Below are 13,807 nucleotides of genomic sequence, written 5' to 3' on the forward strand. Positions count from 1 at the left end.
GTTGAGGGGCCCCGCCGCCGTCGGGGATACCGGGTGAGCGGTCCGGCGGCGGGGCTGGGGTCCCGCGCACGGTGGTTGGGGGTCCACGGGGTGCCGTGCGCGGGTGGTCTTCAGGCGGCGGTGGTGAGGGGAGGGTGGTGGCGGAGGCGGTCGGCGAGGAGCTGTGACCACTGGGGGCGGTGCTGGTCGTGCGGGGTGGTCTCGTCCTCGACGGCGGCCTGGGCGAGGCGCAGGCGCTGGATCTCGCCGGTGCCGGCGGGGGCGTAGGTGGTCTGGATGTCCTGCCAGACCCGGGCCAGCGGGTGACCGGCGTGGAGGGCGTGGGCGCCGTGGAGTTCGAGGGCGATGCTGCCGGAGTCGGCGGCGAGTTCGTGGCCGACGAGCTTGGCGGTGATGAGCTGCTGGTCGCAGGGCAGCCCGCGGTCGAGGAGGTGGGCGCCGTGGTAGAGGAGCAGGCGGGCGACGTTTGCGTTGGCGGTGATGCGGCCGAGGCGGTCCTGGACGACGCCGAGGTCGGCGAGGGTGGCGCCGTGGCGGGGGCGTGCCGTGGTGTGGCGGACGGCGAGGGAGACCGCCCGCTCGTGCAGGCCGAGATCGACGGCGGCGAGGTTGGGGCGGCCGTAGAGGATGCTGCTGGACTGGGCCACCGCGAATCCCTCGCCGACCTCGCCGAGGCGCTGGTCGTCGCGGACGCGGACCCGGTCGAGCCGGATCTCGCCGAAGGAGAAGCCGTGCAGGCCGAGCGCGGGCCGGTGCTGGGCCAGGGTCACGCCGCGCGCCGTGGCGTCGACGACGAACGCGGTCAGCGCCTGCGAGGTCCGGACGCCGGGGGCGGCGGTGCGGGCGACGACGATGTGTAAGTCGGCGATGTGGGAGTTGCCGACGGCCGTCTTGACGCCGGTCAGCATCCATCCGCTCTTCGTGCGTTCGGCGGTGGTCTGGATGCCGCCGAGGTGGCCGCCGTGCTCGGGTTCGGTGACCGCGATCGACGGCAGCGCCCGCCTCTCGGACACGGCCAGCAGGAGCTGTGTGGTGCGCCGTCTGCCGCCGTAGAAGTGGTGGAGGGCGGCGACGGGGATGAGGCTGGCCTGGAGGATCGCGGCGGCTGCGGCGCTGACGCGGGCGAGGCGGTGGATCAGGATGACCCGGGCGACGTGCCCGGCCTGCATACCGCCGATGTCCTCGGGCAGCGTGACCCCGAACCAGCCCTGGTCGGCCAGGAGCCGGGGGATCTCCCGCTCGACCACCGTGGGGTCGGCGTCCGCGCGGGCGGCCCTGGGGGCGATCTCGGCGGCGGCGAACGCGTCGACGGTCTCCCACAGGCGGCGGTGGGCGTCGGTGAGGAACGGGTCGAGAGCGGTGGGCGGGCTGGACGCTCTGTCGGACACGGCGGGGATCTCCCTCTCCTGGTCGGCGGCCGGGACCACGCGGGTGCGGCCGGAGACGTACGGCGGTGACGGCGTGTAAACGTGGGCGGGGGCGGTCAGCCGATGGCGGCGCGGGAGGTGATCGCCTCCAGGACCTCCGCGCCGACGGCGACGACGATGTCGCGCAGGCGTGCGGCGTCGCTCAGGGGCCGTTCCTCGGGGTCGATGGTGCAGACCGTGCCCAGGGTGATGCCGCTCGCCGTGTGGATGAGGGGCGCCCCGAAGTAGGAGGAGATGCCGACGGTCTCGGCGACGAAGTTGGCGCTGTAGCGGGGGCGGGCGTGCACGTTGGGCAGGGGGAGCGCCTTCTGGCGGTCGATGACGTAGGGGCACCAGCCGTGGTCGGTGCTCATGGTCCGCCCGACGACCGGGTAGCCGCTGCCGGGCGAGGGCTGGTGCAGCCCGATGAAGGTCTGCTCCTCCAGGACGATGTTGACGAACCCGTATGCCATGCCGGTCCTGCGGGCGAGGAGGGCCGCGAAGTCGTCGAAGAGGGGGTGGCCGTCGAGGGGGAGGCCGAGCTGCTCGACGAGGGCGGTGCGTTCCCGCAGGGCGGCCTGGCGGGCCTCGCTGCCCAGGACGATGCCGTCGGGGGCGAGCGGCTGCCGGGGCAGCCGGAGCACACCGTGCTCGGAGCCCGGCGGCGACGGAGGGTGGTGCTGGGGGTGGTGGTTCATCGGGTGTCCAGGGAGGGGAAGGGGCTGGGGCGCCGGCGGGTGGTGTGGTCGACGAGGGTGATCAGGACCGAGGCGACGGAGGCGCGCTCGCGGGCGTCGCAGGCCACGACGGGGACGTCGGCGTCGACGCCGAGGGCGTCCCTGACGTCGTCGAGGTGGTGGGGGTGGGCGTCGGGGAACTCGTTGACGGCGACGACGAAGGGCAGCCGGTTGTACTCGGCGAAGGTGATGACGTCGAAGCTGTCCGCCAGGCGGCGAGTGTCGGCCAGGACGACGGCGCCGACCGCGCCGCGCGCGTATTCGTGCCACAGTTCCTTGAACCGGTCCTGGCCGGTCATCCCGAACAGGAACAGCTGCAGGCGCGGGCCGAGGGTGAGGCGGCCGAAGTCGAGCGCGACCGTCGTGGACGTCTTGTCGGGGACGCCGTGCAGGCTGTCGGTGTGCGTGCCGGCCGCGGTCATCGTCTCCTCGGTGCACAGCGGCTCGATCTCGCTGACGGCCCCGACGGCGGTCGTCTTGCCGACACCGAACCCGCCGCCGATCACGATCTTCAGCCGGGAGACGCCGTCCACCACCACGGCCGGGGCCGGGGCGTGCGGGGTGTTCACGGTCACGGCGCTCACCCGGCCCTGAGCAGGGAGCGGGCGTCGGGGAATTTCTTCCTCAGGCCCTCCAGGAGCGCGGCCAGCACCTCGACGTCCGGCGCCTCGTCGTCGCCGTAGGTGTCGGCGGGGCGGGCGGTGTGCAGGGCCAGGACGTGGTGGTCGATCAGGTCCGAGACGACCACCTTCACCGAGGTGGCCGGGCGCCGCAGCGTGCCGGCCAGCTCGGCGACCGAGCGGGGGCCGCCCCGGCACAGCGCCACGATCTGATCGTGGACCGGGGGCAGACCGGACGCCGGGGCGGCCGGGCCGGGACCCAGCACGCTGTCCACGGCGAGGAGGCGGCGGGGCCGGGTCCGGCCTCCGGTGACCTCGTAGGTCCGCACGAACTCGGACTCCTGCTCACCGGACACCGCCACCAGCCTGGGGGCCTGGGGCCGCCGGGAGACCGCGCTCACCGGCCGCCGCCGTCTCCGGCGGTACGGACCTCGACCGTCATGAAGGCCGCGAACCGGTCGACCAGCCGTCCCATCTCCAGGCCGACCGTGCGCAGGACCGCGGCCGGTTCGGTGACCACGCACAGCACCGTGTCCACCGTGCGGTTGTCGAACGCCTTGGTGCGGCCGGTGGACTGGATGAGGAAGCATGCGTCGGAGCGTTCGATCAGGACCTGGTCGGGGTGCGCGGCGCCCCCGGGGCCGGGGATGGCGGTGGCCGTGGAGGCGAGGGCGGACACGGCGGCGGCGAGGCGGTCGGCCCACTCCTTCTTCAGGCCGCTGTCGAGGAGGGACAGTCCGTCGCGGGACAGCAGCATCGCGTGCGTCACGCCGGGGGTCTGGTCGACGAACGTCGTCACTAGCCAGGCCATCTCCCCGGCCGGGGTGCCGTCGGCGGGCTGCCCGGCAGCCGTGTTCGTCGTGGGCATGTCAGAGGTGGTCATCGTGGAATCACTCCGTACGGGGTGTCAGGGAGAAAGAAGAAGGAGGGGGAGGGGCAGGCGGGCGGCACAGGCGGCGCCGGGGTTCAGGAATCGGGCGGGGCGGCGTGGGTGTGGTCGCGTCCGGCGCGCTGCCCGGCACGGAAATCGGCGAACCGTCCCGGATCGACATCGGCGGGCCGTCTCGGCGGCGCCGGCGTGGGGCGGACCGGAGGCGGGGCAGGTATCCGGCGCGGAAGGGCCGGCACACCGCCCTCCTTCCCGGGAGGGCCGGCCACCGGCTGCCGCGCGGGCGGACGGCTCGGGCGCGGTCCCGCAGGAGCGGGCACAGCCCTGGACACGGCCGGAGCCGGGGCGGCGGGGGCCGGGACGTCCGGGGAGGTGAGAGGGAGAACCCTCAGAAGCAGATGCGCGGGCACACCCACCAGCGCCGTCGTCCCGCCGCCGGGATTCTCCACCAGCCGGACCGTCAGACGATGCTCCCGGGCGATCGTCGACACCGTCACGAGCCCGACCTGGCCCTCCCTCACCAGCCGCGCCAGATCCGCCTCGTAGGGGGAGGCCAACAGCCGGTTCAGCCGGTCCCGGCGGGCCGGAGGCATCGGCAGGCCCCGGTCCGTCACCCGGATCGTCAGCCCGCCCTCCGACTCCGCCACCGACACCTCCACCCGTGTCTCCGGGGCGGAGAACTCCAGCCCGTTCTCGATCAGCTCCGCCATCAGGTGCATCACGTCCGGTCCCGCCTGCTTGGGCAGCGCGAACCCGACCCCGACCCCACCCGCTTCCACCGCCACCCGCCGGTAGTGCTCCACCTCGCAGACCGCACCGTGCAGCACGGTCGCCACCCGCATCGGCTCCGTCGCCCGCCGCAAAGACGCACCGCCCAGGATCGCGCTGCTCTCCACCCGCCGCCGCAGCCGCGTCGCCAGATGATCGATCTGATAGATCCGGTCCAGGAGTTCCGGGTCGTCCGTCTCCGCCTCCAAGGCGCTCAGCGCCCGCAGCATCCGGTCCAGCAGCGGATGCTGACGCTGCGGAAGCCGCCGCAGGAGTTCCAGCAGCACGGACGAGCGCGACGCCTCCTCCACATCGACCAGCGCGATCACACACTGCTGTTTCACGTCCTCCAGGACCTCCAGCGTCCTCGCCAGAGCACCCTCCACCCCCACCGCCACCGCCTCCTCGGGAACCGGCGGACGCACCCCCCGCAACAGCTCCTCCGTCGACCACCGCACCGTCTTCTCCACCGCCACTGCGGCAGCCACCACCCGCTCCCCCTCCGCCGCCCGCAGACCCTCCCACCGGACCCCCACCGCACCGGCTCCCACACGCGCCAGCCACTCCCCGACCGCCACCGCGGCCACCAGCCCGCCCACCACGCCGGCCAGCCCCACCACCGGCGACACCAGCCACCCGCCGACGGCAGCAACTCCCGCCGCCAGCACGGCCGTCGACTGCGCCAGCAGCACCGCCACCCGGAAGCGGCCGAGCACGAACCGGTCGGGCTCGGGCCGCGGACGGCGGTGCGCGGCCGGGCGGGAAGACACGTGGGTGAACATGATCAGGCTTCCTCGGCGGAGACGGATACGGACGTGACGGGCAGGACCGTGGGGCCGGCGGGGAGGAGGAGAAGGCGGACAAAAGCGGTGCCGCCTTCCCCGTCCGGCTGTGGACGGCAGACGACCTCACCACGCAGCTCCCGCAGCCAGATGGCAGAGGCATCTGAGACGGCCGCCTTTCCCAGCTGGGAAGTTCTGAGCTGGGGCACCAACACGACCAGCGACCTGTCGGCGTTCGCCGAAACAGCCGGCGCGACGGGTTCGCGCCCGCACTGCTCCACGGCACCGTTCACCCGAGCGACCAAGTGAGAAGCATTCAGCTCAACCTTGGAGCCTGGCCGTGGGAATGTCTCCAACGGCTTGGTGATAGCAAGAACTTGAGCGGGCACGGAGGACTCCCTGGTCATGTCCGGACACTCTCAGCGAGGGGAGTTACGAGCGTGGCAACCACGCCCGGACGGCTCTACCCCCAAACGCCCCCCGGCTCTTGACGAGAAGTTGACCGAACTCCTCTGAATGCCCTCGGAGCTTCCTCGGAACCGTTAAACATCTACTTTCCAGGGCAACTTGACTGAGGAAGCGTCCTACTGTCGGTAGCGCGGTGACGTATCAGATGACGAAGCGGGAGGTGTTGTGGCCATGCTGTTCTTCCGGCGGATATGCGAAAAACAAGGCATAAGGCACCCCGACGACTTCCTCGTGAAGTACCGAGAAGCGGCGGCCCAACTAGGGTGCGAGAAAGCGGACGTACCTGCGCCCAAGACCATCGAGGCGTGGATCTACGAAGGCCGTAAACCTCAACGGGTCTTCAGGCCCGTCCTCGTCGAGATGTTCGGCTACAGCATCGATGACCTGTGGTCCGAGATCACAGAGGAGGTCACGCCGCCCTTCGTCCCGCTGACGGACACCTCACCGGCCGCACTCCACGCCGACATCGGCATGAGCCTGAGCGAGATGAAAAGGACCGGTGCGATGGCAGTACGACGCTCGAAGGACTTCCTCCTGGGAGTGGACCGCGACCGCGTGGGGGACGACACTCTCGGCCTCCTCGACGACGAGGTGCTTCGCCTCGTTATCGAGTACCCGCGGGTACCCCTTTCGTTGATCTGGAGCAACCTGCTGGAGACCCACGACCAGGTCTTTCGACTTCTTGACGGCGGAAGAGTCCGGCCCTCGCAACTTCGCGACCTGTACTTCAAGGGTGCGGTGCTGTCGTTCCTCGTCGCCAAGGGGTTCAACGACATGGAGGACCCCCATCAGGCCATGACGATGACTCGGGTCGCATCGGCATGCGCGAGGGACGCCGAACACCGTGGACTCATCGCGCTCACCGACGGCCTCAAAAGTCTGATCGCATACTGGGCGGACAGGCCGGCGGACGCCTACCACTACGCCTGCCAGGGCGCCGAGACCGCCGCGAACCTCAACGGTACCGTCGGGCTATGGCTGTTGGGTCTCAAAGCTCGCGCGGCTGCGGTACTCGGTGACGACGAGACAGTACGCATGGCCAACGAGCAGGCGGCCGACCGCCGAGAGCGTGTCGTGGCCGATGACCTCGACAGTCTTGGCGGACTGTTCACCTACGCTGAGGAAAAACAGCTCTACTACAAGGTGGAGTCAGATGCCTTGCTCGGACACGGCAGCGCACAGCTCGTCGCGCAGGCAGAAGAGGCCGTGAAGGGCTTCAGTAATCCCAACTCCCCGAACTGGGCCTTTGGCGACCTGGCAGGCGCTCAGTGCGACCTCGCGCTCATCCACCTCCATGGTGGAAGCCTGGATGGCGCCGCAGAAGCCATCCGTCCGGTCCTCAACCTCCCAGCCTCGCACCGCAACAACGGCATCGTCGTCTCGGCAATGCGCGTGCGCAACGCCCTGGCGCAGACGCCCGCGCAAACCGCCCTCGTGGCGCAGGACTTGAGCGCCGAGATCGAGACATTTCAGGTCAGCCGCCCCGCGCTACCAGGCCGGTAAAGTCCGAGAGCATGTACCCAGTCGCTCGCTCCAGCGCACGGCTCGCTCTGCGTGAACTCGGCGCACAGGACGTAGACCCGGTGCTCGCCGTCTACGGCAGCCCCAAAGCCACGGAGCACCTCAGCTTCACCCCTCGGACCCGCGATCAGGTCGAGCAGATCGTTGCCCGATCCATTACGGCCGCCACCGAGACCCCACGTACCGAGTACGCGCTTGCTGTCGTCGAACGAGCGACAACCGAGCTGATCGGATTCGGCCGTCTGGCCCTCGACCCCCACCAACAGCGCACAGCCACTATGGGGTTCGCGCTCCGCCCGGATAAATGGGGTAGGGGGTACGGCATGGAGACGGTACGACTGCTACTCGGCACCGGCTTCGAAGACCTGGACCTCCACCGCGTCTGGGGGGCGCGTTCCCCGCTCAATGAGGCGTCCGCGAAGACCATGGCCGCTGTGGGCATGGTCGAGGAAGGCACGATCCGCGAGCACGTACTGAAGGCCGGGAAATGGAGGGACTCCGTAGTACACGCGATCCTGGACCGCGAATGGCAGGCAGGGTGAAAACGGCCCTGTCGATGTCCCGCCGCCGCACGCTGCACTGTACCCGCCCCCCCCGATCGCAGGTCGCTCAGAGTGAGAATGTTGATGGGCAGCAGCAACGTGTGTGGCCCAGTTCCGGGAACGCTTCTCGACGGCCGTAGCGACGAGTTGCAGCAACGCCCCGGGGCGCGCGGGCTCTGCGGGGCAGCTCAAGAGCGTTGACGGAACTGAACGACATTGAGCACCGGGCATCCGCCGACCGTAGTCAGCGACAAACGGCGACCGGACTCGCCGACATACTCACTCAGAGAGCGTCATCGCGCTGACCTGCATCATCGACAACCAGCCCGCCCTGGAATCGCCTATGTACGACGCGATGTCCTTGCCTTCTCGCTGAAACCCGGTACACACATGACGCAAACAATCACCAGTCCTACCCCGGTCCCGGAGACCCCGGAGCATGGGATCGCTGGCGGTGTCCGGGGCCTTCGGCTTCTCAGCCTCGATCCACCGCGTGAATTCTGATCTTCGATCTCGGGCGGGGTTCCGGTGGCTTTTCCGGGTGCGGGCAGCGCGTTGTGCCGGGTGACCGTCCGGTGCGGGGTCTCCGAGGTCTTCCTGGTCGCGGGCGGTCGGTGCGGTGGCGTGGGTCAGGTGGTCATGCGCTGTCCGGTGGCCGTCCACAGGTCGGTGAAGTCGGCTTCCCAGCGCCAGCGTTGCGGCAGGTGCAGGGTGAAGCGGCGGGCGCCGGCGGTGATCCGGGCCGGGATGTTGATCAGGTGGCGGCGGATGGTGCCGGTGCGTGCTCTGGCGTGGAAGGTGGAGGCGAGGTGACCGGCGGCCCGGGTGAGGTTGTAGGCGGTGGCGGCCAGGGTCAGCCAGGCGGCGTTCGCGGTGAACTTGCCCGAGGGCAGGTGGCCGAGCGCGGAGTCCTCCAGGTCGGCGAAGACCTGCTCGACCTGGGCGTGTTCGCGGTGCATGGGCTCGGCCTGGACGAGGGTGAAGCGGCTGTCGGTGAAGATGACGTGGTGGCGCCAGACGCCGAACAGCTCGGCCTGGCCGTCAGGGACGCTCTCGGGGTTGAGGCGTTTCACGCGCCGCACGATGAGCCGGGCCGTGGTGTGGAACTGCTTCTTCTTGCTGGTGAAGGCGGTGAAGGGGATCTCGGCGATCTCCGCGTCGGAGACCCGGCGTTCCTCCTCGTCGTCCCAGACGGCGTCGGTGTACTCGATCGGCGTCCAGGCGTCCTCGGCGATGTTCACGATGGCCTCGCGGACCGTCTTCGTGACCGCGACCGCCAGGGAGAAGCGAACGCCGGCCGTGCGGCAGGCGTCGACAACTTTGTGGGAGAAGTACGCGGAGTCGGCGCGGACGATGATCTGCGCGGTGATGCCCATCGCCCGCACCGTGGCCAGGGCCTCGCGCAGCAGACTCGCCGCTCCCTTGCCGGAGCCTGCCGAGCCCTTGCGCAGTCTGGTGGCGACGATGACCGGTGCGCAGGTGGATGTCTTGACGGTGACGATCTGGAAGTGCAGGCCGCGGACCTTCGTATAACCGAACGAGGCGCCCTGCTTGGCCGGCCCGTAGACCTGCTTGACCTTGGAGTCGATGTCGACGAACACCACCTCGTCCGTCTTCGGTACCAGGCCGGTGTGCGCGGCCAGGTTACAGGTGAACGCCCGTGCCGCGGACTGGAGCTGGCGTACGTGTCCCCAGGTGAAGGCACGCAGGAAGCTGCCCAGCGTGGACGGGGCCCGTATCCCGCCGAACAGACGGGGCAGGCCACCGTGACGCAGGACATCCAGGTCGTCGATGCTGTCCGCGCCGGCGACCATCCCGGCCACGATGGACATGGCCTTCGCGTCCGCGGCCGTGCCCGCGCCGTTCCTCGCGCCGGTCAGCTTGACCTTCTCGGCGACCAGCCGCGGCAGGTCGCACCGCTCGGCCAGCCGGACGGCCGGGACCAGCCCGGCATGCGCGATCAGATTCGGTTCGTCGAACGCGGCGAACACCGTCGCCGGGCTGTGGGAGGATTTCACTTACGAGGTGCCTTGCTGGTTGGGCCTGCTGGAAGCGTGAGAACTCCCATCATCCCAGGTCAGCAGGCACCTCTTCTCGTCTCCCTCTCCAAAAGGCACCCGTCACGCGGTGGATCGAGGCTCAGCTACTGCGGGTGTAGTCGGTCTTGTCTTGGACCGCCTTGTAGACGTCTTCGCCGATCCAGTGGCAGTAGAGATTCCTGCTGCTGATGGCGAGCCGCCGACTGTGCTGGTTTTTGATGGACCAGGCTGCCACTTCGGCTCGCGGCCTTCCTCGGGAGGCCATCAGCTCGGCCACGTACTCGAGTGCGGGTTTCAGATCGGTGTCGGCCGACACCATGATCCCCACGTCGTATTCGCCGCGGGTCGCCATGACGGCAAAGTCCAGGGTGAGCTGGACGTCGATGCCCTTCTCCTGAGCTCGCTCAGTGGGCCATGCGGATGGGTAGCGCAGGGGCCGGGTAACGAGCTTGACGAGTGGGTCGCTCTCCCACTGGGCGTGCTGCCGCCGTGAGGCCCCGTAGGAGCCGGGCTGCCTGGTCGCGTCGGGCTGGCCGCGATAGATGCGCACCTGATGAAGGTGGCGGTCATATGGGCTGTCAGCGGCGAGATGCTGGGCGAGGGCTACGGGATTGAACTGTCCCATGCTCCAGTCTTCCCAGCTCTGGTGGTAGAGCCGACGGGCTTGCATGTAGGTGTTTTGGTAGTCGTAGAAGACGACGACTCTGTCGCTCAAGGACCCTCCTGGAAAAAAATAATCCCCGCCAGTGCGGGCTAGGCCCGGACGACGGGGAGGAGTGACGCCAACGTAACGCGTCTTGAGGCAGATCGCAATCCCACTGCACGTACTTCCTCGACTACTTTTCGTAGCAACCACTCGTTCAGGCTGGCGCTGTCGCCGGTTCACGCGCCCGCTCCCCACGAGGGGGTATAGGCCGCGTAGCTCCGTCGAAGTTGGCCCGGAGAGCAGCAGACTGGTTGTGTGGCGGCGTCTCAGCGTGTTTTGCGGATGGCTTCGGTAGCGGCCTTGGCGATGGCTGCGGGGGCGCTGGAGGGCTGGGGCAGGTGGAGCAGGGTGGTGCCTGGCAGGTGGAGGGAGTTTTTGGTGAGGGTGAGCTGGAGTACGGCGCAGCCGGCGGTGGCGAGGCGCTTGATGCGGGTGACCGCTTGAGCGGTTTCGTCCAGGGTGTACTGGGCGTCGGTAACGATCACGAGGAGGCGGCCGGTACCGGGGCGGCTGAGGTCGAGGCCGTGGTCGAGTGCGTCGATGGCGGCGTAAAGGTTGTGGCTGCCGCCGTTGGCGGCGAACGTCGTCACGCGGTCTGGCGCCCGGTGGGTGGGTCGGGTCAGCGCAGTCAGGTCGTAGTCGTAGGCGATGGTGGCGGTGCGGGAGTCGGGGCCGGTCAGGGCTGCTGCGCGGGCCACGATCCAGGCAGCGGACGCGACGGGTTTGCAGGCGGCCGACATGGAGCCGGAGACGTCCACGGCGATTCCCACGCGCAGCGGTGGGGTGGGGGAGCTGTGCCGGCGGGTGTGGGTGAACGGTTCTGCGGTGGGTATCGAGCCGGCGGCGCGCTGGGCGTCGCGGGCGAGGGCCGCGCGCAGGTTGAGGCGGCCGGGCGGGGTGGGGCTGGTGGTCCGCTCCTCGGTTCGCTCGCGGTAGGCCGCTGCGCGGAGCGCGCGGCTCAGGCGTGCGGCGGCGCTCTGCTCGGCGGCGGTGGGCTTGCGGGTGCCGGTGACCGGGTTGTCGTAGGGCGCCGGTGTGCCGTCGGGGTGGACGGTGGTGCCGCGGGGGTTGAAGACGCTCTTGGCGGTGGCGGCGGCTTTGCGTCGCTGGCCGGCCTGCTGGGCGCGGTCCTGGGCCTGTGCCTTGGACCGAGCGGCAACGGCATTGGTGGCGGCGGTTTGTGCCGCGAGGTCGGCTGCGTCGTTGGCGGCCATGCTGTCCATGACGACCGTCACCGCGCCGGACAGCAGATCGGTGAGATCTTCCGGTACGGGCAGGGCGGGGGCGGCGGTGTCCAGGGCGTCGCACCAGTCCTGGGCGTGGGCGAGCATGGTGGTGGCGTCGTGGTCGGCGCACTGGTGGGCCGCGGTCCAGATGCCGGTGAGGGTGGCCAGCAGGTCGGCGCCCAGGACCTGTTCGCAGAGGTCGGCGACGGCTTTGGTCTCGCTGGCGTCCAGGATGCCGGCGTCCCGGCGGCCGAGGATGAGGGCCGCCGCGCTAGCGGCGTGCTCGATGCCCTGGATGCTGGGGTGGGCGATGTCGGGGATGACCAGGGTCCGGGCGCTGGTGCGCAGGTACGGGCGGTCGGTGGGCCGCCTGACCAGATGGGCGCCTTCGACGCGGCTCTCCTCCAGCAGGAGCGCGGCCTCGACGACACGGGGGTCCGCACCGGCTGGCTCCGCCCATACGGAGTGGACGGCGTGGGCGGCCTCGTGGACGAGCACTCCCCACGCGGCGGGATAGCGTTCCTCGTCGCCCGCGATCCGCGGGCGGACCTCGTGGGGCTGGAGAGGTGCGAAGAGGCGGGAGTCGAACTCGATCTCCGCCAGGGCGGGGATGTACGCGGCCGGGGCGCCGCTGCGGGTGCCGGGGCGGCAGGTGACGAGGAGATCCTGGCGGCCGGACAGGGCGACCAGCCGGTCGCCGAGTTCGGCTCCCACGCGCAGCCACGCGGCAGGTGACGAGCGTGGTTGCGGGGGCGGGGCGCCGTCGTCGTCCCAGCGCGCGAGGTCGGCGTCGTCCTCGGGTGTGGTGGCAGGGTGCTGGACGTGGTGATGGGCGCTCATCGTGAGCGTCCCCGCTGGGCGGAGCCGGTGCCTGGCGGGGGCTGCCGAGCGGGCGATGTGGTCGAGGCGGAGAGCTGCCGGCCCAGGGTGAGCGGCTTGGTGTCCTTGATGCCGACAATCTTGCTGACGGCATCGGCCACCGTGTCGCGGTCCTCCGGGGGAGCGATGCCGACCAGGTTCGCGAGTGCCGCCTTGGTGCCGAGGACGGCCTCGATCTTCTGGTAACTGAGCAGTTCCCGCAGCTGGGGGGCCCAGCCGAGTTCGCCGAGTTCCACCTGGGCGGCGAGGTTGCGGGCGACTCGCACGACCCGGGCATCGATCTTCAGGGCCGTAGCGAGGTCGTAGTCCGTGCCGACCTGGATCTGCGCGCTGAACCGGCTCGCGAGCGCCTCCGTGAGGACAGCGCCGTGGACGCCGGGGTTGTGGCCGGCGACCGGGTAGAAGCCGGGCTCGGCCTTGACGGTCTCGCCCTTGTGGGCCTTGACCTGGATCTGGCGGCGACCGTCCATCGCGGGATACAGCGCCGCCAGGACCTTCGGTGAGATCAGGGTGGCGTCGTCGATCAGCAGGGCGCGGCCCTCGGTCATCGCGGTGACCAGCGGACCGTCCTGCCAGACGTAGCCCCCACTGTCGTCCAGTGTGTAGTCGCCGATCAGGTCGCCGACCGTGGTGTCGCCGTCTCCGGCGACGGTGAGCAGGTCGGGGAACGCTGCCTCCACCAGGGACGTCTTGCCGGTGCCCGGGGGTCCGTAGAGCAGCACCGGCACGTCGGCGTCGCGCAGGCGGTTCAGTGCCTCGACGTCGGGCAGGTCGGCCAGCTCCCGGGGGTGGTAGAGCTGGCCCCCGGCGCGGCGGATCGGGCCAGTCTGCTTCGGCGTGGGCGTGGGCGTTGCGGGAGCGGTCGTACGGGCCGTGGCCGCCTGGGCACGGGGGGAGTGGGTGCCCGGTGGACTGATCACCGCTGCCCGCGCGGCTGCTGCGGTTTGCGCGTTCGCGCGGAACTGCGGCTGTCCGGTGCCGAGTTGGTCGGCCTCTCCGCGGATCGCCAGGGTGTGGGCGGCATTGCGGACGGCACCGTGGGAGTGGCCCAGCTGCCTGGCCATGTCCCCGATGGTGAGCGTGTCCGTCGGACGGTCGGCCAGCAGCCGGGCGACCTTGGCCCGTAGTTCGCCGCCCTTGGTACGGAGCGGGGTCGTGGGTGGTCCGGGTGTGGTCAAAGCGAGGATCCTTCAAAGGGTGCGCGTGCGGTCGGGGTTGGTGATG

The 13,807-nt window shown here is 70.2% G+C and carries 13 protein-coding genes; 2 read left to right on the forward strand and 11 right to left on the reverse strand.

Annotated elements, in window-relative coordinates:
• Positions 1-110: 110 nt before the first annotated feature.
• The 7 genes from ABZX85_RS39350 to ABZX85_RS39380 form a co-directional block, all read right to left on the reverse strand.
• A complete protein-coding gene (locus ABZX85_RS39350; protein ID WP_355880247.1) occupies positions 111-1,388 on the reverse strand; it encodes an acyl-CoA dehydrogenase family protein in 1,278 nt (425 codons plus the stop codon).
• 95 nt (positions 1,389-1,483) lie between these two features.
• Entirely contained in the window at positions 1,484-2,104 is a 621-nt protein-coding gene (locus ABZX85_RS39355; protein ID WP_355880250.1) for a GAF domain-containing protein, read from the reverse strand.
• Positions 2,101-2,718 carry an ATP/GTP-binding protein gene (locus ABZX85_RS39360; RefSeq protein ID WP_355880253.1) on the reverse strand — a complete coding sequence of 206 codons (618 nt, stop codon included), beginning with the start codon at positions 2,716-2,718 and terminating at the stop codon, positions 2,101-2,103. The genes ABZX85_RS39355 and ABZX85_RS39360 overlap by 4 nt, the downstream gene beginning before the upstream one ends.
• Positions 2,719-2,723: 5 nt before the next feature.
• Positions 2,724-3,164 (reverse strand): DUF742 domain-containing protein, encoded by a 441-nt coding sequence (locus tag ABZX85_RS39365; protein WP_355880256.1) that lies wholly within the window; start codon positions 3,162-3,164, stop codon positions 2,724-2,726.
• The gene (locus tag ABZX85_RS39370) at positions 3,161-3,646 is read right to left on the reverse strand and encodes a roadblock/LC7 domain-containing protein (protein WP_355880259.1); all 486 of its coding nucleotides are present in this window, start codon (positions 3,644-3,646) and stop codon (positions 3,161-3,163) included. Before ABZX85_RS39370 ends, ABZX85_RS39365 begins: the two co-directional genes overlap by 4 nt.
• An 83-nt stretch (positions 3,647-3,729) precedes the next feature.
• On the reverse strand, positions 3,730-5,202 hold the full coding sequence (locus tag ABZX85_RS39375) for an ATP-binding protein (RefSeq protein ID WP_355880261.1): 1,473 nt from the start codon (positions 5,200-5,202) through the stop codon (positions 3,730-3,732).
• 2 nt (positions 5,203-5,204) lie between these two features.
• Positions 5,205-5,609, reverse strand: a complete 405-nt coding sequence (locus tag ABZX85_RS39380) for a hypothetical protein (RefSeq protein ID WP_355880264.1) — start codon at positions 5,607-5,609, stop codon at positions 5,205-5,207.
• A 232-nt stretch (positions 5,610-5,841) separates the two neighbouring features.
• Here ABZX85_RS39380 and ABZX85_RS39385 point away from each other — a divergent pair, with 232 nt between their 5' ends.
• Both ABZX85_RS39385 and ABZX85_RS39390 read left to right on the forward strand, forming a co-directional pair.
• Positions 5,842-7,173: a hypothetical protein gene (locus ABZX85_RS39385; RefSeq protein WP_355880606.1), complete on the forward strand. Its 1,332-nt coding sequence runs from the start codon at positions 5,842-5,844 to the stop codon at positions 7,171-7,173.
• 11 nt (positions 7,174-7,184) lie between these two features.
• A complete protein-coding gene (locus ABZX85_RS39390) occupies positions 7,185-7,733 on the forward strand; it encodes a GNAT family protein (protein ID WP_355880267.1) in 549 nt (182 codons plus the stop codon).
• Positions 7,734-8,362: 629 nt separating this feature from the next.
• Here the strand turns inward: ABZX85_RS39390 and ABZX85_RS39395 are convergent.
• From ABZX85_RS39395 to ABZX85_RS39410, 4 genes are all read right to left on the reverse strand, one after another.
• On the reverse strand, positions 8,363-9,751 hold the full coding sequence (locus tag ABZX85_RS39395; protein WP_355880270.1) for an IS1380 family transposase: 1,389 nt from the start codon (positions 9,749-9,751) through the stop codon (positions 8,363-8,365).
• 121 nt (positions 9,752-9,872) lie between these two features.
• Entirely contained in the window at positions 9,873-10,487 is a 615-nt protein-coding gene (locus tag ABZX85_RS39400) for an NYN domain-containing protein (RefSeq protein WP_355880273.1), read from the reverse strand.
• Between the two features lie 257 nt (positions 10,488-10,744).
• Entirely contained in the window at positions 10,745-12,544 is a 1,800-nt protein-coding gene (locus tag ABZX85_RS39405; protein ID WP_355880275.1) for a hypothetical protein, read from the reverse strand.
• Entirely contained in the window at positions 12,541-13,761 is a 1,221-nt protein-coding gene (locus tag ABZX85_RS39410; protein ID WP_355880278.1) for an AAA family ATPase, read from the reverse strand. The genes ABZX85_RS39405 and ABZX85_RS39410 overlap by 4 nt, the downstream gene beginning before the upstream one ends.
• Positions 13,762-13,807 lie beyond the last annotated feature (46 nt).

Source organism: Streptomyces sp. NPDC004539, assembly GCF_040610055.1.
Classification (GTDB): Bacteria; Actinomycetota; Actinomycetes; order Streptomycetales; family Streptomycetaceae; genus Streptomyces.

Excerpts from the sequence above, each read along its gene's own strand:
- ABZX85_RS39355 (WP_355880250.1), bottom strand. The coding sequence starts at position 2,104 with ATGAACCACCACCCCCAGCACCACCCTCCGTCGCCGCCGGGCTCCGAG.
- ABZX85_RS39370 (WP_355880259.1), bottom strand. The coding sequence starts at position 3,646 with ATGACCACCTCTGACATGCCCACGACGAACACGGCTGCCGGGCAGCCC.
- ABZX85_RS39375 (WP_355880261.1), bottom strand. The coding sequence starts at position 5,202 with ATGTTCACCCACGTGTCTTCCCGCCCGGCCGCGCACCGCCGTCCGCGG.
- ABZX85_RS39380 (WP_355880264.1), bottom strand. The coding sequence starts at position 5,609 with ATGACCAGGGAGTCCTCCGTGCCCGCTCAAGTTCTTGCTATCACCAAG.
- ABZX85_RS39385 (WP_355880606.1), top strand. The coding sequence starts at position 5,842 with ATGCTGTTCTTCCGGCGGATATGCGAAAAACAAGGCATAAGGCACCCC.
- ABZX85_RS39390 (WP_355880267.1), top strand. The coding sequence starts at position 7,185 with ATGTACCCAGTCGCTCGCTCCAGCGCACGGCTCGCTCTGCGTGAACTC.
- ABZX85_RS39405 (WP_355880275.1), bottom strand. The coding sequence starts at position 12,544 with ATGAGCGCCCATCACCACGTCCAGCACCCTGCCACCACACCCGAGGAC.